General features: G+C 60.9%; 18 protein-coding genes, 1 tRNA gene and 1 pseudogene. 10 read left to right on the top strand and 10 right to left on the bottom strand.

The features are described 5' to 3' along the window. The first annotated feature begins 60 nt into the window (after window positions 1-60). Genes IFT76_RS13390 through IFT76_RS13410 form a run of 5 tightly spaced genes read left to right on the top strand, consistent with a single transcriptional unit; the run spans window position 61 to window position 5,129 of the window. The gene (locus IFT76_RS13390) at window positions 61-513 is read left to right on the top strand and encodes a MarR family winged helix-turn-helix transcriptional regulator (RefSeq protein WP_122480647.1); all 453 of its coding nucleotides are present in this window, start codon (window positions 61-63) and stop codon (window positions 511-513) included. Further along, complete coding sequence (locus tag IFT76_RS13395; protein WP_192058792.1) at window positions 510-2,600, top strand: FUSC family protein; 2,091 nt, start codon at window positions 510-512, stop codon at window positions 2,598-2,600. Before IFT76_RS13390 ends, IFT76_RS13395 begins: the two co-directional genes overlap by 4 nt. Further along, window positions 2,597-2,806 (top strand): DUF1656 domain-containing protein, encoded by a 210-nt coding sequence (locus IFT76_RS13400; RefSeq protein ID WP_043191852.1) that lies wholly within the window; start codon window positions 2,597-2,599, stop codon window positions 2,804-2,806. The genes IFT76_RS13395 and IFT76_RS13400 overlap by 4 nt, the downstream gene beginning before the upstream one ends. Then, window positions 2,803-3,693, top strand: a complete 891-nt coding sequence (locus IFT76_RS13405; protein WP_192047920.1) for an efflux RND transporter periplasmic adaptor subunit — start codon at window positions 2,803-2,805, stop codon at window positions 3,691-3,693. The genes IFT76_RS13400 and IFT76_RS13405 overlap by 4 nt, the downstream gene beginning before the upstream one ends. Then, window positions 3,690-5,129 carry an efflux transporter outer membrane subunit gene (locus IFT76_RS13410; protein ID WP_122480644.1) on the top strand — a complete coding sequence of 480 codons (1,440 nt, stop codon included), beginning with the start codon at window positions 3,690-3,692 and terminating at the stop codon, window positions 5,127-5,129. Before IFT76_RS13405 ends, IFT76_RS13410 begins: the two co-directional genes overlap by 4 nt. Before the next feature lie 46 nt (window positions 5,130-5,175). Here IFT76_RS13410 and IFT76_RS13415 read toward each other — a convergent pair whose 3' ends face one another. The 6 genes and pseudogenes from IFT76_RS13415 to IFT76_RS13435 all read right to left on the bottom strand — a co-directional run bounded on the left by IFT76_RS13415 (window position 5,176) and on the right by IFT76_RS13435 (window position 10,472). Beyond that, the gene (locus IFT76_RS13415; protein ID WP_185794809.1) at window positions 5,176-6,171 is read right to left on the bottom strand and encodes a zinc-binding alcohol dehydrogenase family protein; all 996 of its coding nucleotides are present in this window, start codon (window positions 6,169-6,171) and stop codon (window positions 5,176-5,178) included. Window positions 6,172-6,249: 78 nt separating this feature from the next. Further along, complete coding sequence (locus IFT76_RS13420) at window positions 6,250-7,137, bottom strand: bestrophin family protein (protein WP_192058793.1); 888 nt, start codon at window positions 7,135-7,137, stop codon at window positions 6,250-6,252. Between the two features lie 111 nt (window positions 7,138-7,248). Continuing rightward, complete coding sequence (locus IFT76_RS13425; protein ID WP_192058795.1) at window positions 7,249-7,878, bottom strand: LysE family translocator; 630 nt, start codon at window positions 7,876-7,878, stop codon at window positions 7,249-7,251. A 221-nt stretch (window positions 7,879-8,099) separates the two neighbouring features. Beyond that, a complete protein-coding gene (locus IFT76_RS21040; RefSeq protein WP_446731103.1) occupies window positions 8,100-8,972 on the bottom strand; it encodes a methyl-accepting chemotaxis protein in 873 nt (290 codons plus the stop codon). Further along, a pseudogene (locus tag IFT76_RS21045) lies at window positions 8,955-10,070 on the bottom strand (methyl-accepting chemotaxis protein); the annotation flags it as partial. The gene IFT76_RS21040 and the pseudogene IFT76_RS21045, both read right to left, overlap by 18 nt. A gap of 325 nt (window positions 10,071-10,395) precedes the next feature. Next, window positions 10,396-10,472, bottom strand: a tRNA-Arg gene (locus IFT76_RS13435). A gap of 308 nt (window positions 10,473-10,780) precedes the next feature. Between IFT76_RS13435 and gabD the strand changes: the two genes are divergently transcribed. From gabD to IFT76_RS13450, 3 genes are all read left to right on the top strand, one after another. After that, on the top strand, window positions 10,781-12,223 hold the full coding sequence (gene gabD, locus IFT76_RS13440; protein ID WP_122480676.1) for an NADP-dependent succinate-semialdehyde dehydrogenase: 1,443 nt from the start codon (window positions 10,781-10,783) through the stop codon (window positions 12,221-12,223). Between the two features lie 124 nt (window positions 12,224-12,347). Further along, entirely contained in the window at window positions 12,348-13,628 is a 1,281-nt protein-coding gene (gene gabT / locus IFT76_RS13445; RefSeq protein ID WP_192058799.1) for a 4-aminobutyrate--2-oxoglutarate transaminase, read from the top strand. A gap of 188 nt (window positions 13,629-13,816) precedes the next feature. Then, window positions 13,817-15,034, top strand: a complete 1,218-nt coding sequence (locus IFT76_RS13450) for an HDOD domain-containing protein (protein WP_192058801.1) — start codon at window positions 13,817-13,819, stop codon at window positions 15,032-15,034. Between the two features lie 78 nt (window positions 15,035-15,112). Here the strand turns inward: IFT76_RS13450 and IFT76_RS13455 are convergent, their stop codons facing one another. Then, entirely contained in the window at window positions 15,113-15,508 is a 396-nt protein-coding gene (locus tag IFT76_RS13455) for a hypothetical protein (RefSeq protein WP_192058803.1), read from the bottom strand. Between the two features lie 454 nt (window positions 15,509-15,962). On the opposite strand from IFT76_RS13455, the gene IFT76_RS13460 reads away from it, so the two are divergent. Continuing rightward, on the top strand, window positions 15,963-16,100 hold the full coding sequence (locus IFT76_RS13460) for a hypothetical protein (RefSeq protein WP_192058805.1): 138 nt from the start codon (window positions 15,963-15,965) through the stop codon (window positions 16,098-16,100). A 78-nt stretch (window positions 16,101-16,178) separates the two neighbouring features. Here IFT76_RS13460 and IFT76_RS13465 read toward each other — a convergent pair whose 3' ends face one another. The 3 genes from IFT76_RS13465 to desA all read right to left on the bottom strand — a co-directional run bounded on the left by IFT76_RS13465 (window position 16,179) and on the right by desA (window position 19,189). Continuing rightward, window positions 16,179-16,574 carry a hypothetical protein gene (locus IFT76_RS13465; RefSeq protein ID WP_192058807.1) on the bottom strand — a complete coding sequence of 132 codons (396 nt, stop codon included), beginning with the start codon at window positions 16,572-16,574 and terminating at the stop codon, window positions 16,179-16,181. Window positions 16,575-16,853: 279 nt separating this feature from the next. Continuing rightward, window positions 16,854-17,843: a GGDEF domain-containing protein gene (locus IFT76_RS13470; protein WP_240998864.1), complete on the bottom strand. Its 990-nt coding sequence runs from the start codon at window positions 17,841-17,843 to the stop codon at window positions 16,854-16,856. Window positions 17,844-18,004: 161 nt separating this feature from the next. Next, the gene (gene desA / locus IFT76_RS13475) at window positions 18,005-19,189 is read right to left on the bottom strand and encodes a delta-9 fatty acid desaturase DesA (protein ID WP_122480636.1); all 1,185 of its coding nucleotides are present in this window, start codon (window positions 19,187-19,189) and stop codon (window positions 18,005-18,007) included. A 146-nt stretch (window positions 19,190-19,335) separates the two neighbouring features. On the opposite strand from desA, the gene dibA reads away from it, so the two are divergent. After that, a complete protein-coding gene (gene dibA, locus IFT76_RS13480; protein WP_192058809.1) occupies window positions 19,336-21,201 on the top strand; it encodes a phosphodiesterase DibA in 1,866 nt (621 codons plus the stop codon). The last annotated feature ends 19 nt before the right edge of the window (window positions 21,202-21,220 follow it).

A 21,220-nucleotide genomic window follows, 5' to 3' on the forward strand; every position in this document is an offset into this window, starting at 1 on the left:
GACGAAATGTTTCCGTTCCGCGAATATAGATAGTTAGCAAACTATGAATATTCGCTCCCGATGAATATCGACAAACTCCAGCTGAACATCAGCAGCGGCATGGTGGTCGCTTCGCGGCACTGGCGCCGTATCTGTCAGGCCACCCTGGCCAACTATGGCGTGTCCGAAGCCTGCGCCGTGCCGCTGCTGCTCATCGTGCGCCTGGGTGACGGCGTCCGGCAGGTTACGGTTGCCCAGGCGGCCGGCCTGGAAAGCCCCTCGCTGGTGCGGCTGCTCGACCAGCTCTGCACGGCTGGCTTCGTGGTCCGCACCGAAGACCCGACCGACCGCCGCGCCAAGGCCCTGAGCCTGACCACCAGCGGCCGCGATCTGGCCGAATCCATCGAAGGCGAATTGGTACGCCTGCGCCGCGAAGTGCTCAAGGACATCGCCCCGGCGGATCTGGAAGCGGCATTGCGTGTGGTGCGTGCCTTCGAGGAAGCGGGACAGGGCACGCCGGGTGGCTACCCGTGAAAGGTTTCTTCAGCGACGTACCACCGGCCCGTGACTGGTTCTACGGCGTGCGAACCTTCGCCGCGTCGATGATTGCGCTGTACATCGCCATGCTCCTGCAGATGCCACGGCCCTACTGGGCGATGGCCACCGTCTACATCGTCTCCAGCCCCTTCGTCGGGCCCACCAGTTCCAAGGCGGTGTACCGTGCGGTAGGCACTTTCACCGGCGCTGCCGCTGCGGTGCTGTTCGTGCCGCTGTTCGTGCAGACGCCCTTCCTGCTGGCCACGGTCATCGCCCTGTGGACCGGCACGCTGCTGTACCTGTCGTTGCACCTGCGCACGGCCAACAGCTACGCCTTCATGCTGTCGGGCTACACCCTGCCGCTGATCGCCCTGCCGGTGGTGGACAACCCCACCGCCGTGTTCGACATCGCCAGCTCGCGTTTCCAGGAGATCTGCCTGGGCATCGTCTGCGCCGCTGTGGTGGGCGCAATGTTCTGGCCGCGTCGGCTCACGCCGGTGTTCATCGGCGCCGCCGGCAAGTGGTTCGAAGATGCCGCCGGCTACAGCGACCACTTTCTGGCGCGCGACGTGAAAGCCGACGAGGTAGGCCCGCTGCGTTCGGCCATGGTCGGCACGTTCAACTCGCTTGAGATGATGATCGGCCAGCTTCCCCACGAAGGCGCGCGGCCGCAGTTGGTGCGCAACGCCGGGGAGCTGCGCGGGCGCATGATCCATCTGCTGCCGGTCATCGATGCCTTGGACGATGCGCTGTTTGCCATCGAACGCCGCACCCCCGACCTGGTGGCACGCCTGGCGCCGGTCATGGCCCTGGCGCGGCAGTGGCTCAAGGACAGCGTCGACGACCCCAGCCAGGCCCGCTGGCAAGCCCTGCGCGATGAGCTGCAAGCCATCCGCCCGAGCCCTGCGCAACTGGACGACCGTCGCGAGCTGCTGTTTTCCAACGCGGTATACCGACTGGGCGAATGGGTCGACCTGTGGCAGGACCTGCGCAGCCTCGAACGGGCGATCAAGACCGATAGCCGCGTGCCTTGGCGGGCGGTCTACCGGCACTGGCGCCTGGGCCGACTCAAGCCCTTCCTGGATCGCGGCCTGATGTTGTATTCGGTGTTTTCCACGGTCACGGCGATCATCGTCGCTTCGGTACTGTGGATTCTGCTGGGCTGGACCGACGGTGCCAGCGCGGTGATTCTGGCGGCGGTGGCGTGCAGTTTCTTCGCGGCCATGGACGACCCGGCGCCACAGATCTACCGGTTCTTCTTCTGGACCGTGATGTCGGTGGTGTTTGCCAGCCTCTATCTGTTTCTGGTGCTGCCCAACCTGCATGACTTCCCGATGCTGGTGCTGGCCTTCTCAGTGCCTTTCATCGTCGTCGGCACGCTGACCGTGCAGCCACGTTTCTTCCTCGGCACCTTGCTGACCATCGTCAACACGTCGTCGTTCATCAGCATCCAGGGCGCCTACGACGCGGATTTCATGAATTTTGCCAACAGCAACCTGGCAGGTCCTGTCGGGCTGCTGTTCGCGTTCATCTGGACCCTGGTGGTGCGCCCCTTCGGCGTGGAGCTGGCGGCCAAGCGCCTGACCCGTTTCAGTTGGCGCGACGTGGTGCATATCACCCGTCCGGCGAGCCTGGCGGAACAGCGGGCGATGGGTGTGCAGATGCTCGACCGGTTGATGCAGCACCTGCCGCGCCTGACCATGACCGGCCAGGACACCAGTGCCGCGCTGCGCGATGTGCGCGTGGCGCTGAACCTGCTCGACATGCAGGCCTACAGCCCGCGGGTGCCCGCTGCCGTACGGCCGTTGCTGCATCAGGTGATAGAAGAGGTGGGTGGGTATTTCCAGGCCTGTCGCAAGGCCAGTGAACGCCTGCCTGCCCCCATGGGTCTGCTCATGACCATGGACCGCGCGCGCCGTGGCCTGACCGTGCAAGCCATGGGCGAGGCCGAAGAAGCCCGCGAGCATTTGCTGCACGCGCTGAGCGGTCTGCGCCTGGCGCTGCTGCCAGGTGCCGAAGTGGTCACCGAGGCGGGCGATGCCGCCGAACACCTGCCGCATGGCATCGATGGAGCACCGCTGTGATTGGTGAACTGGATATCAGCGGGATCTTCCTGCCCACCGTGCTGGTGATGATGGTGTTCACCTACGGCCTGTTTCTGCTACTGCATGGCGTGCTCAACCGCCTGCATTTCTACCGCCTGGTCTGGCACCGGGCTCTTTTCAACGTCGCTCTCTACGCTGTGCTGCTCGGCGCGGTAGACGCCATCTGTCGAAGCCTGATGCTATGAAAAAACCGATCCTCACCTTTGGCCGCCTGGTCCTGACCCTGCTGTTCGTGTGCCTGGCCGCGTTCATCGTCTGGCGCATGGTGATGTACTACATGTACGCGCCCTGGACCCGTGACGGGCACGTGCGCGCCGACATCATCCAGATCGCGCCGGACGTGTCCGGCCTGATCGAACACGTCAACGTGCACGACAACCAATCGATCAAGGCCGGCGACGTGCTGTTCACCATCGACCAGGACCGCTTTCGCCTGGCCCTGCGCCAGGCCCAGGCGAGCATGGCCGAGCGCAAGGAAACCGTGGCCCAGGCCGAACGCGAGCTGCGGCGTAACCGCAGCCTCGGCAATCTGGTGGCCCGCGAGCAGCTCGAAGAGAGCCAGTCGCGCCAGCTGCGTGCCCAGGCCGCCTTGTCCGAGGCCCAGGTCGCGGTGGACGCCGCGCAACTGAACCTCGATCGTTCGGTGATCCGCAGCCCGGTGGACGGCTTTATCAATGATCGCGCACCACGCCCGCATGAATTCGTCACCGCAGGCCGCGCCGTAATGGCCGTGGTGGATGGTACCTCGTTTCATATCGATGGCTATTTCGAAGAGACCAAACTGGGCGTGATCCATGTTGGCCAGGCGGTGGACATTCGCATGATGGGTGATAACACCCGCTTGCAGGGCCGGGTGCAGAGCATCTCGGCGGGCATCGAAGACCGCGATCGCAGCAGTGGCAGCAACCTGCTGCCCAACGTCAACCCCGCCTTCAGCTGGGTGCGTCTGGCGCAGCGGATTCCGGTGCGCATCGCTTTCGAGAACCTGCCCGACGGCTATCGCCTGATTGCCGGCCGCACCGCCACGGTGTCCATCATCGAAGACGGTGCGGTGGCGGGAGCGACGCCATGAGCAAGGCCCTGCGCCTATCCAGCCTCGCTGCCGCGCTGTTGCTGTCGGCCTGCCAGATGGTCGGGCCCGACTACCACACCCCGTCGGAGGCCGCGCTCAACCGCAGTGACCTGCAGGGTGCGCTGGCCGAAGGTGACAGCAACGTGGTCTCGGCACCGGTGCCGCAGGACTGGTGGAAGCTGTACCACGACCCGCGCCTGGATGCGCTGGTGCGCCAGGCCATGGCCTCCAACACCGACCTGCGCGTGGCGGCCGCCAACATTGCCCGTTCGCGCGCGCAGATCGAGCAGGCCCAGGCCGAAGGCGGTTTCGACTTCAACGCCAAAGCCGAGGCGCAGCGGTTGCAGGAGTCGGGCGAGGCGTTCCTGATGACGGAAAAGCTGCCTGTGGATAACCTGGGCAGCGCGTCCATCAACCTGTCCTATCAGTTCGACCTGTGGGGCACGCTTAAGCGCGGCATCGAAGCGGCGCGCGCCAATGCCGATGCCACCCAGGCGGCTGCCGACACGGCGCGCATCACCGTGGTGGCGGATGTGGTACGTGCCTATACCCAGGTGTGCGCGGCCAACGAGGAATACGAGATCGCCCGGCACTCGCTGCAGTTGCAGCAAGAAGGCGTGCAGCTGACCCAGCGCCTGCGCGATGCCGGCCGTGGCGACGAGACCCAGGTCACCCGTTCCGAAACCCAGTACAAGTCCCTGGGCGCAGAGCTGCCTCGCTATCAGGCATCACGCCAGGCGGGCCTGTACAAACTGTCGATGCTGCTGGCGACACCGGTGGCACAGCTTCCGGCCGATGTGGTCGGGTGTGCGGAACTGCCCCACATCAGCCAGCTGATGCCGGTTGGCGACGGCGCCGCGTTGCTCAAGCGCCGTCCCGACATCCGCCAGGCCGAACGCCGGCTGGCGGCAGCCACCGCCAACATCGGTGTGGCGACCGGGCAGTTGTATCCAGACATCAGCATTGGCGCCACGGTTGGCACGGTCGGTATTCTCGACGACCTTGGGCACCCGGCGACCAATCGCTGGGGCATCGGCCCTTTGATCAACTGGAACGTTCCCACCAACGGGGCGCGTGCGCGGATTCGTGAGACCGAAGCCTCGACCCAGGCCGCCTTGGCCAATTTCGACGGTGTGGTACTCAACGCCATTCGCGAAACCCAAACGGGCCTGGCGCAATACGCCGCCTTGTTGCAACGCCGCGATGCCCTGGCCGACGCCGAGCAGTCAGCGAAGCAGGCAGCGGATCAGACGCATCGGTTCTTCACAGCCGGCCGTGCGTCGTTCCTGGCGGATCTGCAGGCAACACGCACCTACACCGACGTGCGTGGCCAACTGGCGGCGGCCAACACCCAGGTGGCCATGGAGCAGATCAACCTGTTCCTGGCCCTGGGCGGTGGTTGGGAAAGCGCCCGGCAGGCGCCGGGCGCGCGTTGAGTCGGGCCACGTTGGTCGGGCTGGTTGAATGGGCCGGTTGAGGGGCTTAGAAGCCTTCCAGAACGATCTTGCCCTTGGCCTTGCCGCTTTCGATCAGCTCGTGAGCGCGGATCAGGTTGGCGGCATTGATCGCGCCGTAGTGCTCACCCAGAGTGGTACGCAGCACGCCGCTGTCGATCAGTTCGGCCACTCGCTCGAGCAGCTCGTGCTGCTTGATCATGTCCGGGGTCTGGAACAGTGAGCGTGTGAACATCAGCTCCCAGTGCAGCGACAGCGCCTTGCGCTTCATCGGCATCACGTCGAGGCTCTTCGGATCGTCGATCAGGGCTAGCTGACCCTGGGGGCGCAGGGCCTCGATCAATTGCGCGAAGTGCGTGTCGGTGTGGGTCAGGCTGGCGACATGGTCGACCTGGCCGACGCCGATGGCTTCCAGCTGCGCCACCAGCGGCTTGCTGTGATCGATAACATGGTGGGCGCCCAGGTCGGTCACCCACTGGCGTGTTTCGTCCCGCGAGGCGGTGCCGATCACGGTCAGCCTGGTCAGCTTGCGCGCCAGCTGGGTGAGGATCGAGCCGACGCCACCGGCCGCGCCGATGATCAGCAGGCTCTGGCCTTCGCCACCGCCCTCGGGCACGCCCAGGCGGTCGAACAGCAACTCCCACGCGGTGATCGAAGTCAGCGGCAGGGCGGCGGCATGGGCGTTGTCCAGGCTTTGCGGCTTGTGCCCGACGATGCGCTCGTCCACCAGATGCAGCTCGCTGTTGCTGCCCGGGCGGTCGATGGCGCCGGCGTAGAACACGCTGTCGCCGACCTTGAACAGGCTCACCTGATCGCCCACCTGCTGAACGACGCCGACCGCATCCCAGCCCAGCACGCGCGGCTCGGTGACGGCGGCGCCGCTGCGCACCTTGGTGTCGACCGGGTTGACCGAAATGGCCTGGACCTGCACCAGCAGATCACGCGGGCCCGGGGTGGGCGCGGGCAGTTGCAGGTCGGTGAGCACGGACGCCGTGCCGTTCTGGGTATACGCAATGGCTTTCATAAGGGGTTCCCAAGTGGGTGCTATGGGCCGGCGCGCCCTTCGCAAAGGGCGCTGGCGGGTCACGAAAAGGGCAGAGGACTAGGCGGAGCGCATTTCCTGAGTATCTCGCTGCATCGACTGCAGGTTGCGTTCGATGTTCTCACACAGCGAATCCATCTGGATCTGATGTTCGCTGACCTTGAACGGACTCTGCAAGTCGGTGCCGATCCGCTCGATGGCCAGCAGCATGAAACCGACCACGGTAGACGCCAGCGGTGTGAACCATTCCAGCGAATCCACCAGGCCGATCGGTACGATCAGGCAGAACACGGTGATGAACAGGCGCGGAAAATAGACGTACGGATAGGGCAGCGGGGTGTTGGCGATACGCTCCATGCCGCCCTGGCAGTTGGAGATGTCCACCAGCGTCGACTCCAGGCGCGCCAGGCGGATGCTGTCCAGGCGCCCGGCCTTGTACTCGCGGGCCAGCAAGGCCGCCGAGCCGGTCAGCAGGTCGTTGGAAAAGTTATTGGTGCTGTCGCGTCGTTCAAATTCTTCGGCGCTGATGAAGGCTGCCACTTCCGGTGGGCAGGGTATGTGCCGTACGTGCGCTGCCAGGCAGTTTACATAGGCCACATGGCGCCGCAGCAAGGTGGCCTTGACCGGATTCACGTCATCGCCCACGTCGTCGATCAAGGTCAGCACCTGGCGCGCATAACTGCGCGACGCATTGACCAGCAACCCCCACAGCGTTCGCGCTTCCCACCAACGGTTGTACGCGCTGCTGTTACGAAAACTGATCAGCACGATCAGCGCCGAACCCAGCAGCGTCAGCGGCATGATTGGCAAGCTCAGCTTGGTGTTGAGAAACAGCATGAAGTCGACGGTCACCGCGATATCCCACAGCAGCAGCCAGAACAGCGACCAACCGACGTAGCCCATGGTCTTGATGATCAAACGGTATTTCTTGGCGATGGCTTCTTTCATAAGCGGACCCTAGGCGATGAGCGTGCCTAGGTCGGACGCCGGCTTTGCAACAAGGTTCGTTGCACGCTAACGAATGGCCGTTACCAGTTGCTACAGGGTGATGGTGGCGTTTTAGGTATGTCCGCGGCGGGCGAACAGCAGGCCAATGCCTGCCAGCCCCAGCAAGCCACCACAGAAGCGATTGAAGCGACGTTTGGCCTGCACCGTATTCAGCCAGCGCTTGAGGTTTACGCCCAGGTACGCATACAGCCCAACCGCGATCCATTCCAAAGCCAGAAACAGCGCGCCGAGCACCGCAAACTGGGCCCCAACGGGTTGTTGCGGATCGACGAACTGCGGCAGGAATGCGGTAAATATCAGGATCGCCTTGGGGTTACCCGCGGCGATCAGGAACTCGCGGCGCAGCATCCGCCACAGGTTGGTACCACCGGCCGTGGAGTCCCCTGCCATGTCGACGGGATCGCTGGTCCACAGGCTCCACGCCAGCCACAGCAGGTAGAGCGCGCCCACCGTCTTGATGGCCAGAAACAACCATTCGGATGCAAACAACACCGCCGCCAGCCCCATGGCCGCCAGCGCGATCATCGCGCTGAATGCTACCAGCCGCCCGAACCCGGCCAGGCACGCGGCCCTGTAGCCGTGGTGGGCGGCGTTGTTGATGGACAACAGGTTGTTCGGCCCTGGGGCCATGTTCAGGGCAAAGCAGGCGGGGATGAAAAGCAGGAGGGTGGTGAGGTCCATGGGGCTTTCCATTGACAGTGATTGGAACGAATGAGCCGGCCAAGCCGCTCGCATTGGCTTATAGGTAGTCAAAGTAGTCGACGTTCTCTATAAAGTTGCCGAAAAAATAGAAAATGGTCCACCAGTTCTTGACCTGACTCGTTATTTGCCACCCATAAAAAAGCCCTGAGCTTTCACTTGAGGCTTTGATATTGAGTCCGAGGTCCTTGCTGCTGACTTAGTTAAAGCACGAACTTACTCATCAGCCCCTGCAAATGCACACCCAGTCGTGCCAGTTCAACACTGGACGATGCGGTTTCTTCACTCGCCGACGCTGTCTGCTCGGAGATGTCCCGGACATTGATCACGCTGCGGTTGATTTCTTCAGCCACTGCGCTCTGCTCTTCGGCAGAGGCGGCTATCTGCTGGTTCATTGATTCGATGGTTGCAATGGAGCGGCTGATGTTGCCTATCGAAGTGCCTGCATCGCGGGTCAGCGCCACGCTGTCATCGGTCAGCAGGCGGCTGTTCTCCAGGGTGGTCGCCACTTGGGCAGTTCGGCTGTGCAGGCCGTCGATCAGGGTGGCAATTTCTTCGGTTGACGTCTGAGTACGCTGGGCAAGACTTCGGACTTCATCGGCTACCACGGCGAAGCCGCGTCCGGCCTCACCGGCGCGCGCGGCTTCGATGGCGGCATTGAGGGCCAGCAAGTTGGTCTGCTCGGCCACTGCCTTGATCACGTCGAGCACGCCACCGATCTTGTTGCTTTCCTGCTTCAGCTCGTCCATTGCAACTTTGGAGCGCCCGACCTCAGTGGCGAGTGTTTCGATCTGAATGACGGCCTTGGAAACGACGGCATCGCCTTCGCGCACTTCTCGAGAGGCACTGACGGCGGCATCCGAAGCCTGCTCGGCATTGCGGGCAACTTCCTGCACGGTGGCGGCCATCTGGTTCATGGCGGTGGCGACTTGGTCGGTTTCAGTGCGCTGGCTGTTCACACCAGCGCTGGTTTGCTCGGTGACGGCTGAAAGCTGTTCGGCCGCGCCTGCGATCTGAGTGACGCCATCACGCAAGCCGCCTATCAACTGGCGCAGGTTCAGGGTCATCTGGTACATGCTGGTCTGCAGCATGCCGATTTCGTCCTTGCGCGTGCTCGGCTCATTGTGGGTCAGATCACCGCGGGCCACACGGTCAGCCAACTGCAGTGTCTCGCGCAGTGGAACGACTATGAGGCGAGTGATGATCCACGCCGCCAGGGCGCTCATGACGAGTGCTGCGGTGAGCCACAAAACCAACATCCGGTTGGCCTGATTGACGTCTGCAAGGCGCAGGTCAACCTGGTTCTGCGCCAGTTGGTTGGCCGAACCGAGCAAGACTTCGATGTTCTTCGAGATCCCAGCCTGGCCTTGGTTGATGGTGGCTTGCGAAGACGAGAATCCATTGATGGCGGATCCATAGGCGTTCATCGAGTCCACCAGGCTGGAGACAGCGGAGGTATCCAGGCCGGAGCTTGTCAGGCTTTTCATGTAGTCGGAGGCTGCGGCAATCGAGGCGACGGCCAGCTGTTGAGCCTCGGGTTTAAGGGTGTAGGTGTACCCACGAACATCGAAGCGCATCTTTTGAAACAGCATGATTGCCCGGAGCACTGCATCGCGTTGCGCGGCGTCGCCATCCATAGAATTGGCCCGCCCATTCAGCTGTCGCAACTTGGCGTCTGCGGTGTCGGCCGCAGTGCCGAAGACATCTCTGCTGGCTTCACGCGTGTGGGTGGCAGCAATGATGCTGTTGTAATGATCCTTGTATTCCTTCATGGCCGCCATGGCCGCTTTCACGTGAGGAATATTAAGCTCGGAATTCAATACGCTGTTGAGGTAGGCGAGATGGTTATCGAGATTTTCGTAGGCTTTCAGCCAAGTCGTGGCATTGGCGTCGTCAGAGGTCTGGCCATAGACCAGCCGTGCTATGCGCATGTCTCGCGTCAGTGTGCTGAGCTTGGCAATGTCCGTGATGCGCTCGCTGCGCTCACTCATGGAGGCGATGCCTCTCCAGCCCGTCAAGGCAATCAATACGGTAAGTATGATAACCAGTGTGAAGCCAAGTATTAACTTCGATCTGACCGTTAAGTTGGTTAAAGCACTTTTCAACATGTGAGCCTCTCGAAATCGCTGTTTTAGTTTCTCCGGTCGGCTCCTCCATGCCAGTGCTGCGTTCATCCAATCGGCAGCGCACAGGGAATCTTTAGCGAAGATTTTCACGAAAATGAGGTTTTCTTACATGCTGCTTGAAGCATAAAAGTTCAATTTTTTTAATATTAAATGTAGCGGGTCGAAGCGCCAGGAAGCTACTGCTCGCTCGCAGAATGGCAGCAACAGCGTCACGTTGGGGTGGGCCTGACGCCATAGACACGAACACTGACGTTTGTACCCGACGTGCGTGCGCCATTTTTGGATGCGAAAATGATTTGAAAGGGTGCGAGGGGTTGAAGCGATCAAGCTGAGATCGTGCAGCACGAGGGCGTGCTGGACGAAAAGGAGAAGATGGTGCACCAGACGGGATTCGAACCCATGACCCCTGCCTTCGGAGGGCAGTACTCTATCCAGCTGAGCTACTGGTGCGACGCGGGCGCCATGATACCCATGTCGGGGGTGGTCGTCCATTGCGATAACCGGCACATCGTTTGTAATCTGCTACGGTGACACTCGCGCAAGCCGGGCATACCCAGGCTTGCAAGGCTTGTCGTTCTTTTTTTCGAACGGCTATTGTCCTTTACCGCCATAGATCCTAGGATTCGTTTGAGATTTCAAACGCTCTTGTCTGGTTGCTGATGCGCATGCGTTCATCCATGCGGTATTTCACCTCAGCCCGGGCGCCTTTTCATCCCTCCATTCGTGCCGTCACGTACGGCGCCATCAAGGAAGCCGACATGCAGCTCAAAGACACCTCGTTGTTCCGCCAGCAAGCCTATATAGATGGTGCGTGGCTGGGCGCCGACAGTGGGCAGGCCATCAAGGTCAGCAACCCGGCCACCAACGAAATCCTCGGCACCGTGCCGAAAATGGGCGCCGCCGAAACCCGCCGCGCCATCGAGGCTGCCGACAAGGCACTGCCCGCCTGGCGTGCGCTGACCGCGAAGGAGCGCTCGAACAAGCTGCGCCGCTGGTTCGAGCTGATGATCGAAAACCAGGATGACCTCGCCCGTCTGATGACCCTGGAGCAGGGCAAGCCATTGGCCGAATCCAAAGGCGAGATCGTCTATGCCGCTTCGTTCATCGAGTGGTTTGCCGAAGAGGCCAAGCGCGTCTACGGCGACACCATTCCCGGCCACCAGCCGGACAAGCGTCTGATCGTGATCAAGCAGCCAATCGGCGTGACCGCCGCCATCACCCCGTGGAACTTCCCGGCCGCGATGATCACCCGCAAAGCGGGCCCGGCGCTGGCCGCAGGCTGCACCATGGTGCTCAAGCCTGCCTCGCAGACGCCGTTCTCGGCATTGGCGCTGGCTGAGCTGGCCGAACGCGCAGGCATTCCCAAGGGTGTGTTCAGCGTCGTGACCGGCAGCGCTGGCGACATCGGCAGTGAGCTGACCAGCAACCCGATCGTGCGCAAGCTGAGCTTCACTGGCTCGACCGAGATCGGTCGCCAGTTGATGGCCGAGTGCGCCAAGGACATCAAGAAAGTCTCGCTGGAGTTGGGTGGCAACGCTCCTTTCATCGTGTTCGACGATGCCGACCTGGACAAGGCGGTCGAAGGCGCGATCATTTCCAAGTACCGCAACAACGGCCAGACCTGCGTCTGCGCCAACCGTATCTATGTGCAGGACGGCGTTTACGACGCGTTCGCCGAGAAGCTGAAGGTTGCAGTGAGCAAGCTCAAGATCGGCAACGGTCTGGAAGAAGGCACCACTACCGGGCCACTGATCGACGACAAGGCCGTGGCCAAGGTCAAGGAACACATCGCCGACGCGGTCAGCAAGGGCGCAACCGTACTCACCGGTGGCAACGCGCTGCAGGGCAACTTCTTCGAGCCGACCGTGCTGGTCAACGTCTCCAAGGATGCCGCCGTGGCCAAGGAAGAAACGTTTGGCCCGCTGGCGCCACTGTTCCGCTTCCAGGACGAGGCCGAAGTAATTGCCATGTCCAACGACACCGAGTTCGGCCTGGCTTCGTACTTCTATGCCCGCGACATGAGCCGCGTGTTCCGTGTTGCCGAGGCGCTGGAATACGGCATGGTCGGTATCAACACCGGCCTGATCAGCAACGAAGTGGCGCCGTTCGGCGGCATCAAGGCCTCGGGCCTGGGCCGCGAAGGCTCCAAGTACGGCATCGAAGATTACCTGGAAATAAAATACCTCTGCATTTCGGTGTAACCCACCGCGCAGAACCCTTGGCGGCCGGCGGCCGCAGCAGTCGATCATCGTATGCTGCTGCGGTACGTACCGGCCGCTTTATCCTTGAATCACGCCGACCGATGAGCGGCGAATGAGGAATGTCATGAGCAAGACCAACGAATCCCTGATGCAACGCCGCCAGGCTGCCGTGCCACGCGGTGTGGGCCAGATTCACCCGATCTTTGCAGAGTCAGCGCAGAACGCCACGGTTACCGACGTCGAAGGCCGCGAGTTCATCGACTTTGCCGGCGGCATCGCGGTGCTCAACACCGGCCATGTCCACCCCAAAGTGATCGCGGCCGTGCAGGCACAACTGCACAAGCTGACTCACACCTGCTTCCAGGTGCTGGCATACGAGCCGTACGTTGAAGTCTGCGAGAAGATCAACGCCAAGGTGCCCGGTGACTTCGACAAGAAGACCTTGCTGGTCACCACCGGCTCCGAGGCCGTCGAAAACGCCATCAAGATTGCGCGCGCTGCCACCGGTCGCGCCGGGGTGATCGCCTTCACCGGCGCCTACCACGGCCGCACCATGATGACCCTGGGCCTGACCGGCAAGGTCGTGCCGTACTCGGCTGGCATGGGCCTGATGCCCGGCGGTGTGTTCCGCGCGCTGTACCCCTGCGAACTGCACGGTGTGAGCGTCGACGATTCGATTGCCAGCATCGAGCGCATCTTCAAGAACGACGCTGAACCGCGTGACATCGCAGCGATCATTCTCGAGCCGGTGCAGGGTGAGGGCGGCTTCTATGTCGCGCCGAAAGCCTTCATGCAGCGTCTGCGCGCCCTGTGCGACCAGCACGGCATCCTGCTGATCGCCGATGAGGTGCAGACCGGCGCAGGCCGTACCGGTACCTTCTTCGCCATGGAGCAAATGGGTGTTGCGCCCGACCTGACCACCTTCGCCAAATCCATCGCTGGCGGTTTCCCTCTGGCCGGCGTGTGCGGCAAAGCCGAGTACATGGACGCCATCGCTCCAGGTGGTCTGGGCGGCACCTACGCCGGCAGCCCGATCGCCTGCGCGGCGGCACTGGCCGTGATGGAAGTGTTCGAGGAAGAGAACCTGCTTGATCGCAGCAGGGCAGTCGGCGAGCACTTGGTAGCGGGCCTGCGCGCCATCCAGGCCAAGTACCCGGTGATCGGTGATGTGCGCGCACTGGGCGCGATGATTGCCATCGAGCTGTTCGAAGGCGGCGACACCCACAAGCCGAACGCCGCAGCAGTGGCCCAAGTCGTAGCCAAGGCGCGCGACAAGGGTTTGATTCTGCTGTCGTGCGGTACTTACGGAAACGTCCTGCGCATCCTGGTTCCACTGACTGCGCCTGACGAGCTGTTGGACCAAGGTTTGGCCATCATCGAAGAGTGCTTCGCTGAGCTGGCGTGAGTGATGTGAGTGCTTGGTAGGAAAAACCCGCTTCGGCGGGTTTTTTTATGGGGTGGTTTTAGTTTGCACCTCGTTTGCAGCCAGGCGGGTGATGCGCTAAAACCCTCTGCTTAATCCGTTTTTTTGCAGTACCGTTCAGACTCACTACCGAGAGTCATGCTGTCACCCTTGGCCCATGGAGTGCGCCTATGAATACCGCTACCAGCATGCCTCCTCGTGTGTTGATCGCCGAATCCGACCCTTGGATGCGTGATCTGTTGTCGCAGATGCTGCTCGATGTACGTTGCGATGCACGCCTGCAGGCGTGCGCCACGGGACCTGAGGCGCTGGAGCATCTGCGCGAGCCACCGGACTTGGTGATTGCAGCGCGCGAGTTGCTGGGCATCAGCGGTCTGGACTTGCTGCGCGGAGTGCGCAAGAGCCCTCGTCTGTCGGCCTTGCCGTTCATCTTGTTGAGCGAGCGCAGCGACAGCGCGAGCGTGCGCGAAGTGCTACCCCTAGCGCCGACGGCCTATCTGACCAAACCCTTGAATATGACCAGTTTGAAGGCGCGCCTGCAGACGCTGTTGTCTGGCTCCGCAGAGGCGATGGTTTGCCGGATTCCGCAGATCGCTGCCGGTACTACTTTGGAACAGTATCTGACGCGTCGCCGCGCGGACTGCGACGGTGGGCCGCTGCTGTGCGACGTGCAGGCGGCGGTGCAGCGGGCGCTGGGGCCAGAGGGCTTGAACCTGAAGGTGCTGGAAGCCAACGTGCGTAGCGACCCGCAAGTCACCGGGGTGCTGGTAAGCGCCGCCAACAGTGCGGCGAAACAGGGCGCGGCGCCGGTGTTGACGCTGATGCAGGCCTTGCAAGCGCTGGGCCCTACGCAGAGCATGAATCTGCTGTTGGGCATGACCACCCGGCCCAGTGCCTACCTGAGTGACCCGCTGCTGCTCGAACAAGCCGAAATCTGCTGGAACCGCTCGACCCACACAGCCGAATTCGCTCGCAACATTGCCCGCCAACAGAATGTGGACGAGTGGCGCTGCTATTGCGCAGGCGTGTTGCACTGCCTGGGCGATCTGGCGCTGCTGCGCGTTTTGCAGGAATGGCGTCTGGCAGGCGGTGAGCTTGACCAGACGAAGCTGACTTACGCGCTACGAACGTTTGCTGCGCCTTATGGCTCGGAATTACGCCGACGCTGGCGATTGCCGCTCGAGCTGCGCGAGATGATCGCCGCGGCCTACCAGTTGGGCGGCGGGGTGTACTCAAGGGAAAAACTGATCGTGAATATTGCTGCGCAGATGGCATCGCTGGGCGCCGACGAAGACGTCACCCAGATAGCCCAAGGCAAACCAGCACGGTTGCTCAAGATAGGCGTGTCGCAGCTGAACTGGTGGCGGGGCGCGCCAATGATTCGCTGACGCGCTGGACTACGCCGGGACATGAATAAAGGCCTCTATCTGATCACTGGCCTTGGCGGTGATCGAGAGAGGTGGGGATCAACCACCCCAGCAGTTGTCGAAAATCTTCTGCGCGATCCATGGCAGGTCGCGCTGGAATTCTGGGAAGACCTCGAAGCGGCCGAGCATGCGGTCTACACATATGAACGCTTTTTGGCCAGACCCGGCAATGGTGCATATACCGCCAAGGCTAACATTGCCTTCGCGCGATACTGACACAGGCAAAGTATAAAGGCTGTCACATGATTGTATTTTGGTAGTACTTTTGTTCCATAGTGCAATATCTCTGAATTCTTGCGTTACAGATTTCCAGTCTTCCGGATCTACTGTCATCAAAACCGAGTTCGCTGGCGGAAATTCGAGCTCTGACTCACTGCCTGCAATAGCTGCAGTGGAAACCAGTATGAGCTGGATAAGTATAAATAATTGTTTCATGTGTAACTCCTTGAGTGGTTATTCTCCGTAGCTTCATGGAAAAGTAAACCATGATTTAACATATGGCTCAAGGAAACGAATATGTCTTTTTAATAGAGATCAATGAAATTGGCTAGCACAACCCTCCACCCAATGGGCTTTGATCTAAGTAGATAACTCTGCAAATTGATACGATATGGTTAGATTTCTAGTGGACAAGAAGCGATCAATCAATATCCGATCCAGCCACCCCTCCGTCACATGCATAGGAAGTATCTCCGATCCAGGATTTGGCGCTGATTGTCAGTGACTACTGGGTCAGGCCTGAACCCGAAAGCGATCATAGAGTTAAGCGAAAAAACGAATCGGTGGTTCTAACAAGCCATGGCGTTCATTTGCTCAAAATCTAAGATAGCTCCCGCACATTGCCACTGGTGTTCATAAGACTACAATTCGATAGCGGGAGACCTCACTGATGAACATTCTGACGGATATTTCGGGACTTTCATCAGGCGAGGATATAAACAAAATCACTAAGGGCAAACTAGCACGGTTGGTCAAGATAGGCGTGTCGCAGCTGAACTGGTGGCGGGGCGCGCCAATGATTCGCTGATGCGCTGGGCTATGCCGGGACATGAATAAAGGCCTCTATCTGATCACTGGCCTTGGCGGCGATCGAGAGAGGTGGGGATCAACCACCCCAGCAGTTGTCGAAAATCTTCTGCGCGATCCACGGCAGGTCGCGCTGATATTCTGGAAATACCTCGAAGCGGCCCAGCATGCGGTCGGTGCAGATGAATACCTTTTGGCCAGAGCCTGCGATGGTGCAGATACCGCCAAAGCTGACATTACCTTCGCGCGATGTGGTAACCGGCAAGGTATAGAGGCTTTCACATGACTGGATTTCAGTAGTGTTTTGATTCCAAAGAGCGTTGTCTCTGAATTCTTTTGTGACAGACTCCCAGTCCTCCAAATCAACTTTGGTTAACCTGGAATAAGCAGGGGGAAAGCTTAGGCAGTTTTCGCTACCACAATTAGCCGTAACCGATAGCGGGATAAGTGTGGCAATTATAAATAATTGTTTCATGTGTAACTCCTTGAGTAGTTATTCTCCGTAGCTTCATGGAAAAGTAAACCATGACCTAACATATAGCTCAAGGAAACGAATATGTCTTTTCAATAGAGAACAATGAAGTTGGCTAGCACAACCTACACCCAATGGGCTTTGATCTAGGTAGATAATTCTGCAAATTGATACAACATGCTTGAATTCCCTAATGGGCCAGACGCGATCAATCCAGCACAGTTGCATAAAATAGGCGTGTCGCAATTGAACAGGTGGCCGGGGACACCAATGGTTCGCTGACTAGGCCGGCACGATCTGGTTCTTGCCTTGGCGCTTGGCCTGGTACATGGCGGCGTCGGAGCGCGAGAAGAGGGAGTCGAGCATTTCGTCTTGCGGCTGAATACTGGTCAGGCCCTGGCTTACCGTCACGCCGTAGTTCTTGCCATTGTGGTGGAAGCTCAGGCGCTGGATTTCGCGCTGCAGGCGCTCGGCGATCTGCATGGCCATGTCCGGCGCGCAGCCCGGAAACACGGCGGCGAATTCTTCACCGCCAATACGCCCGAACAAATCGCCACGGCGCAGTACAGCACGGCCGGTTTCGGCGATGCGTTGCAGCACGTGGTCACCTTCCTGGTGGCCATAGGTATCGTTGATCATCTTGAAATCGTCGATGTCCAGCAGCAGGAAGGCCATGGGCGTGTCGTTGAGGCGGGACTGCTCGAACTCGCGGTGGGCGCATTCGAAGAAGTGTCGACGGTTGCTGCTCTGGGTCAGGACATCGGTGGTGGCGAGGCGTTGGAGCTCGCCTTCAAGGTGCTTCTTTTCGGTAATGTCCTCGGCGATACCCACCACGATCACGCGTTGGCCTGCATCCACCTGATGGCTGACGAAGCACTTGTCGCTGAGCCAGCGGATCTGGCCATCGGCGCTGATGATGCGGTATTCGCGGTCTTCGACGGCGCCCTTGTCGAGCACTTCGGCCAGGCTGCGATCGGCGTAGTCCAGGTCATCCGGGTAGATGCTGTCGCGCCATTCGTTGTAGTCGGCCAGCAGCAAACCCACCGAGCGGCCAAAAATCCGTTCGTAGGCGGGGCTGACGTAGATCATCTGCTGGGTTTCCCAATCGAACGCCCAGAGTACCGCGTTGACGCTGACCAACAGCGAGCTGAACAGCTGCTCGCGCTCCTTGAGCCGCGCGACCTCACCCTGGGCATGCATCAAGGCCAATAGGGTTTCAGCGGCTTCGGGTAGAGGTTTGACGGGTGTAGAAGGTAATTTTTTATTGACCATCATCACGGCATCTCAGAGGCGTTGGGATTACTGCGAACGGATGCGCGAAAAGGCGCGGCCAAGGCATGATCCCAGGCGGTAGCGCTATGAGTCTGAGAGCGGAAAATTGTAACGAAGTTCCGAACGGCGCGCCCTGGGGCCAAGGCGCACCGATAAACGGCTCAGGCTGCAGCAGGCCTCAGTGAGTACGTCTTGAGCTGGGTCGCGAAGTCGCGCAGCGAGTGAATGCCACTGGCTTCGGCCTCTTGGATCCAATCCTTGATGGCGGCGAGCATATCATGACCGTTGGAGCTGGTGCGCGCCCAGATCTGTTGCAGAGCCAGACGTTTTTCGTAGATGACGCGCAATGCGTGGCTGTGTTCGAGCATCGTCTGGATGTGCAGGTGATGCCCTTCGTCCAGCAGGCTGGTTTCACGCGACAGCAGGCGCTTGGCCCGGCGGAACTGGTGACGTACCGATTCGTCGACCCTGCTCAGCTCCTGTTGCACCAGCGGCGCGATCACCAGCTTGCGGTACTGCGCCATGATCTGGAAGCGATTGTTGAGGATCGCCATGGCGGTGTCCATGTCGAGCTGGCCCTTGCCTTCCACGCGGTGGGCAATCGGTGCCACGCGCTGGACCTTGGCCAGGCGCAGCCAGGTAAACAGCTTGATCCAGGCCCAACCCATGTCGAACTCCCATTTCTTGACCGACAGCTTGGCCGAATTGGGGTAGGTGTGGTGGTTGTTGTGCAGTTCTTCGCCGCCGACGATGATGCCCCACGGCACCAGGTTGGTGGCCGCGTCGCGGCATTCGAAGTTGCGGTAGCCCACGGCATGGCCGAGGCCATTGATGACACCGGCTGCCCAGAAGGGAATCCACATCATCTGCACGGCCCACACGGTCAGGCCGAGAGCGCCGAACAGCAACAGGTCGATGACCAGCATCAGGACCACGCCAGTGTGGCGGAAGCGCGAGTACAGGTTGCGCTCGATCCAGTCTTCGGGGCAGTTCTTGCCATAGATGCGCAAGGTGTCGGGGTTTTCCGCCTCTTTGCGATAGAGCTCGGCGCCGGTACGCATCACGGTGCCCAGGCCCTTGATCACGGGGCTGTGCGGATCGTCGACGGTTTCGCATTTGGCGTGGTGCTTGCGGTGGATGGCGGTCCACTCGCGGGTGTTCTGGGCAGTGGTGAGCCAGAGCCAGAAACGGAAGAAGTGCTTGAGCCCGGCGTTGAGTTCCAGCGAGCGGTGGGCGGAATAGCGGTGCAGGTAGACAGTGACGCTGATGATGGTCACATGGGTCAGCAACAACGTGACTGCCACCACTTGCCAGGCGGACAGATCGAGAAAACCGTTGTACCACATAGGCGGGAAGGCCCTCGGTTGGGTGGGTAATGCGTGCAGCGCATTATCGACTAGCTATCAGATAAAGCCAGTCGCTCTTTTAGATAAGAGTCGCTGAATGTTTCTATTCTATAATTGGTACACATTTTGTGTGGCCGATTGACCCTATGTCTGTTTTATCTCGGGTTACAGCGCGCGGCGTTGTGATTTACCTGATTGTCTGTGTGGTGTGGTTTCTGTTGTGCAGTCGTGTGGCAAACGGCCTTTTCGGAGCGTCGTCGGCCGGATGGGGGGTTCATCTGGCCGGTTGCGGTGTGTGGTTGCTGGGCAGTGCGTTCGCCTTTGGCTGGCTGCGCGCGCGGCAGGCCAACCGCGAAAGCCGACGTTTGTCGGCAGCGGTTTTCGACTGCACCGCCGACGGCGTGCTGGTGACCGACACTGCAGGGCGCATCCTGCAGGTCAACCGGGCCTTCATGGCGATCACCGGGTATGCCGAGGACGAAGTGCTCGGGCAGAACCCGAACACGTTCAAATCCGGGCAGCATCCGCCGGCCTTCTATCAACAGATGTTTCGCACGCTGGCCGAGCACGACCAGTGGAGCGGCGAGATCTGGAACCGGCGCAAGGGCGGCGACAGCTACCCGCAGTGGCAGACCATCCGCGCGATCCGCGATGATCGGGGCAAGCAGAGCCACTATGTGGCGGTGTTCTCCGACATCAGCGCGATCAGGCATTCGCAGCGCGAGCTGGCCCATCTGGCACACCATGATCCGCTGACCGGGTTGCCCAACCGCCTGCTGTTCAGCCACCGCACCGAGCACGCCTTGAGTACGGCCCGGCTTGCGCAACGCTGCTGCGCGTTGTTGCTCATCGACCTCGACCACTTCCAGAACGTCAACGACAGCTTCGGTCATGGCGTGGGCGATCGGTTGCTGATGGCCGTGGTCGAGCGTTTGCAGTGCGGGTTGGGCGAGGAGGTGACCCTGGCTCGGCTGGGCGGCGACGAGTTTGCGGTGCTGATGGAAGGCGAGTTGCGCACAGGGCAGGCGACGGCGCTGGGGCAGGGGTTGCTCGAAGGCCTGCGCGCGCCCTTCGCCATCGACGGGCACACCTTGTTCATCAGCGCCAGCATGGGCATCAGTCTGTTTCCCGACGACGCGCAGGGTGCCGAGCAGCTGTTGCGCAACGCCGACTCGGCGCTGTTCCAGGCCAAGGCACGGGGCCGTTCGAGCTATGCCCTGTATACCCAAGAGCTGACCACCCGCGCCCAGCAGCAGATCGAAGTGACCGCAGAACTGCGCCAGGCCCTGGCCGACGGGCAGTTGCGGGTGCACTACCAACCGGTGCATGCCCTGCGCGACAAGGCCATGGTCGGGGTGGAGGCGCTGGTGCGCTGGCAGCACCCGGAGCGCGGCCTGGTACCGCCGGGGCAGTTCATACCGATCGCCGAGCGCAGTGGCTTGATCGCCGAGATCGACACCTGGGTGCTGGCCACCGCGTGCCGCCAGATGCGGCAGTGGCAGGTCGAGGGCAAGGCACTGGATTTCGTCGCGGTGAACATCTCTAGCCGTCTGTTCAGCCACCATGATCTCTACCGGCAGGTCGAAAGGGTCCTGGCCGAGACAGAGCTGGCGCCTGCGCATCTGGAACTGGAAGTGACCGAAAGTGCGGTGATGGATGATCCGGACCGCGCACTGGAGCAATTGCATCACCTGCGCGATCTGGGTTTGCAACTGGCGATCGACGACTTCGGCACCGGTTATTCATCCCTGCTCAGGCTCAAGCGCCTGCCGGTCCACAAGCTCAAGATCGACCAGGGTTTCGTCGCCGGCCTGCCCGGCGACGAAGACGATGTGGCGATCACCACGGCGATCATCGCGCTGGCGCACAGCATGGGCATGCAGGTGCACGCCGAGGGCATCGAGCAGGCGAATCAGGCGCAGTTCCTGCTGGAGCACGGTTGCGGACTGGGCCAGGGCTATTGGTTCGGTCGTCCGGTGCAAGCCGCTGCGCTGCAATGGCAGGTCGAGTAGGTGCAGATAAAAACTTCTG

Origin of the sequence: Pseudomonas sp. CFBP 13727, assembly GCF_014841915.1 — a bacterium.
Lineage (GTDB): Bacteria > Pseudomonadota > Gammaproteobacteria > Pseudomonadales > Pseudomonadaceae > Aquipseudomonas > Aquipseudomonas baltica.

What these genes read in the sequence shown, in the direction of transcription:
- IFT76_RS13390 (WP_122480647.1), top strand. Translation starts at nt 61, where the DNA reads ATGAATATCGACAAACTCCAGCTGAACATCAGCAGCGGCATGGTGGTC.
- IFT76_RS13405 (WP_192047920.1), top strand. Translation starts at nt 2,803, where the DNA reads ATGAAAAAACCGATCCTCACCTTTGGCCGCCTGGTCCTGACCCTGCTG.
- IFT76_RS13410 (WP_122480644.1), top strand. Translation starts at nt 3,690, where the DNA reads ATGAGCAAGGCCCTGCGCCTATCCAGCCTCGCTGCCGCGCTGTTGCTG.
- IFT76_RS13415 (WP_185794809.1), bottom strand. Translation starts at nt 6,171, where the DNA reads ATGAAAGCCATTGCGTATACCCAGAACGGCACGGCGTCCGTGCTCACC.
- IFT76_RS13420 (WP_192058793.1), bottom strand. Translation starts at nt 7,137, where the DNA reads ATGAAAGAAGCCATCGCCAAGAAATACCGTTTGATCATCAAGACCATG.
- IFT76_RS13425 (WP_192058795.1), bottom strand. Translation starts at nt 7,878, where the DNA reads ATGGACCTCACCACCCTCCTGCTTTTCATCCCCGCCTGCTTTGCCCTG.
- IFT76_RS21040 (WP_446731103.1), bottom strand. Translation starts at nt 8,972, where the DNA reads ATGTACCAGATGACCCTGAACCTGCGCCAGTTGATAGGCGGCTTGCGT.
- gabD (WP_122480676.1), top strand. Translation starts at nt 10,781, where the DNA reads ATGCAGCTCAAAGACACCTCGTTGTTCCGCCAGCAAGCCTATATAGAT.
- gabT (WP_192058799.1), top strand. Translation starts at nt 12,348, where the DNA reads ATGAGCAAGACCAACGAATCCCTGATGCAACGCCGCCAGGCTGCCGTG.
- IFT76_RS13450 (WP_192058801.1), top strand. Translation starts at nt 13,817, where the DNA reads ATGAATACCGCTACCAGCATGCCTCCTCGTGTGTTGATCGCCGAATCC.
- IFT76_RS13455 (WP_192058803.1), bottom strand. Translation starts at nt 15,508, where the DNA reads ATGAAACAATTATTTATACTTATCCAGCTCATACTGGTTTCCACTGCA.
- IFT76_RS13460 (WP_192058805.1), top strand. Translation starts at nt 15,963, where the DNA reads ATGAACATTCTGACGGATATTTCGGGACTTTCATCAGGCGAGGATATA.
- IFT76_RS13465 (WP_192058807.1), bottom strand. Translation starts at nt 16,574, where the DNA reads ATGAAACAATTATTTATAATTGCCACACTTATCCCGCTATCGGTTACG.
- IFT76_RS13470 (WP_240998864.1), bottom strand. Translation starts at nt 17,843, where the DNA reads ATGGTCAATAAAAAATTACCTTCTACACCCGTCAAACCTCTACCCGAA.
- desA (WP_122480636.1), bottom strand. Translation starts at nt 19,189, where the DNA reads ATGTGGTACAACGGTTTTCTCGATCTGTCCGCCTGGCAAGTGGTGGCA.
- dibA (WP_192058809.1), top strand. Translation starts at nt 19,336, where the DNA reads ATGTCTGTTTTATCTCGGGTTACAGCGCGCGGCGTTGTGATTTACCTG.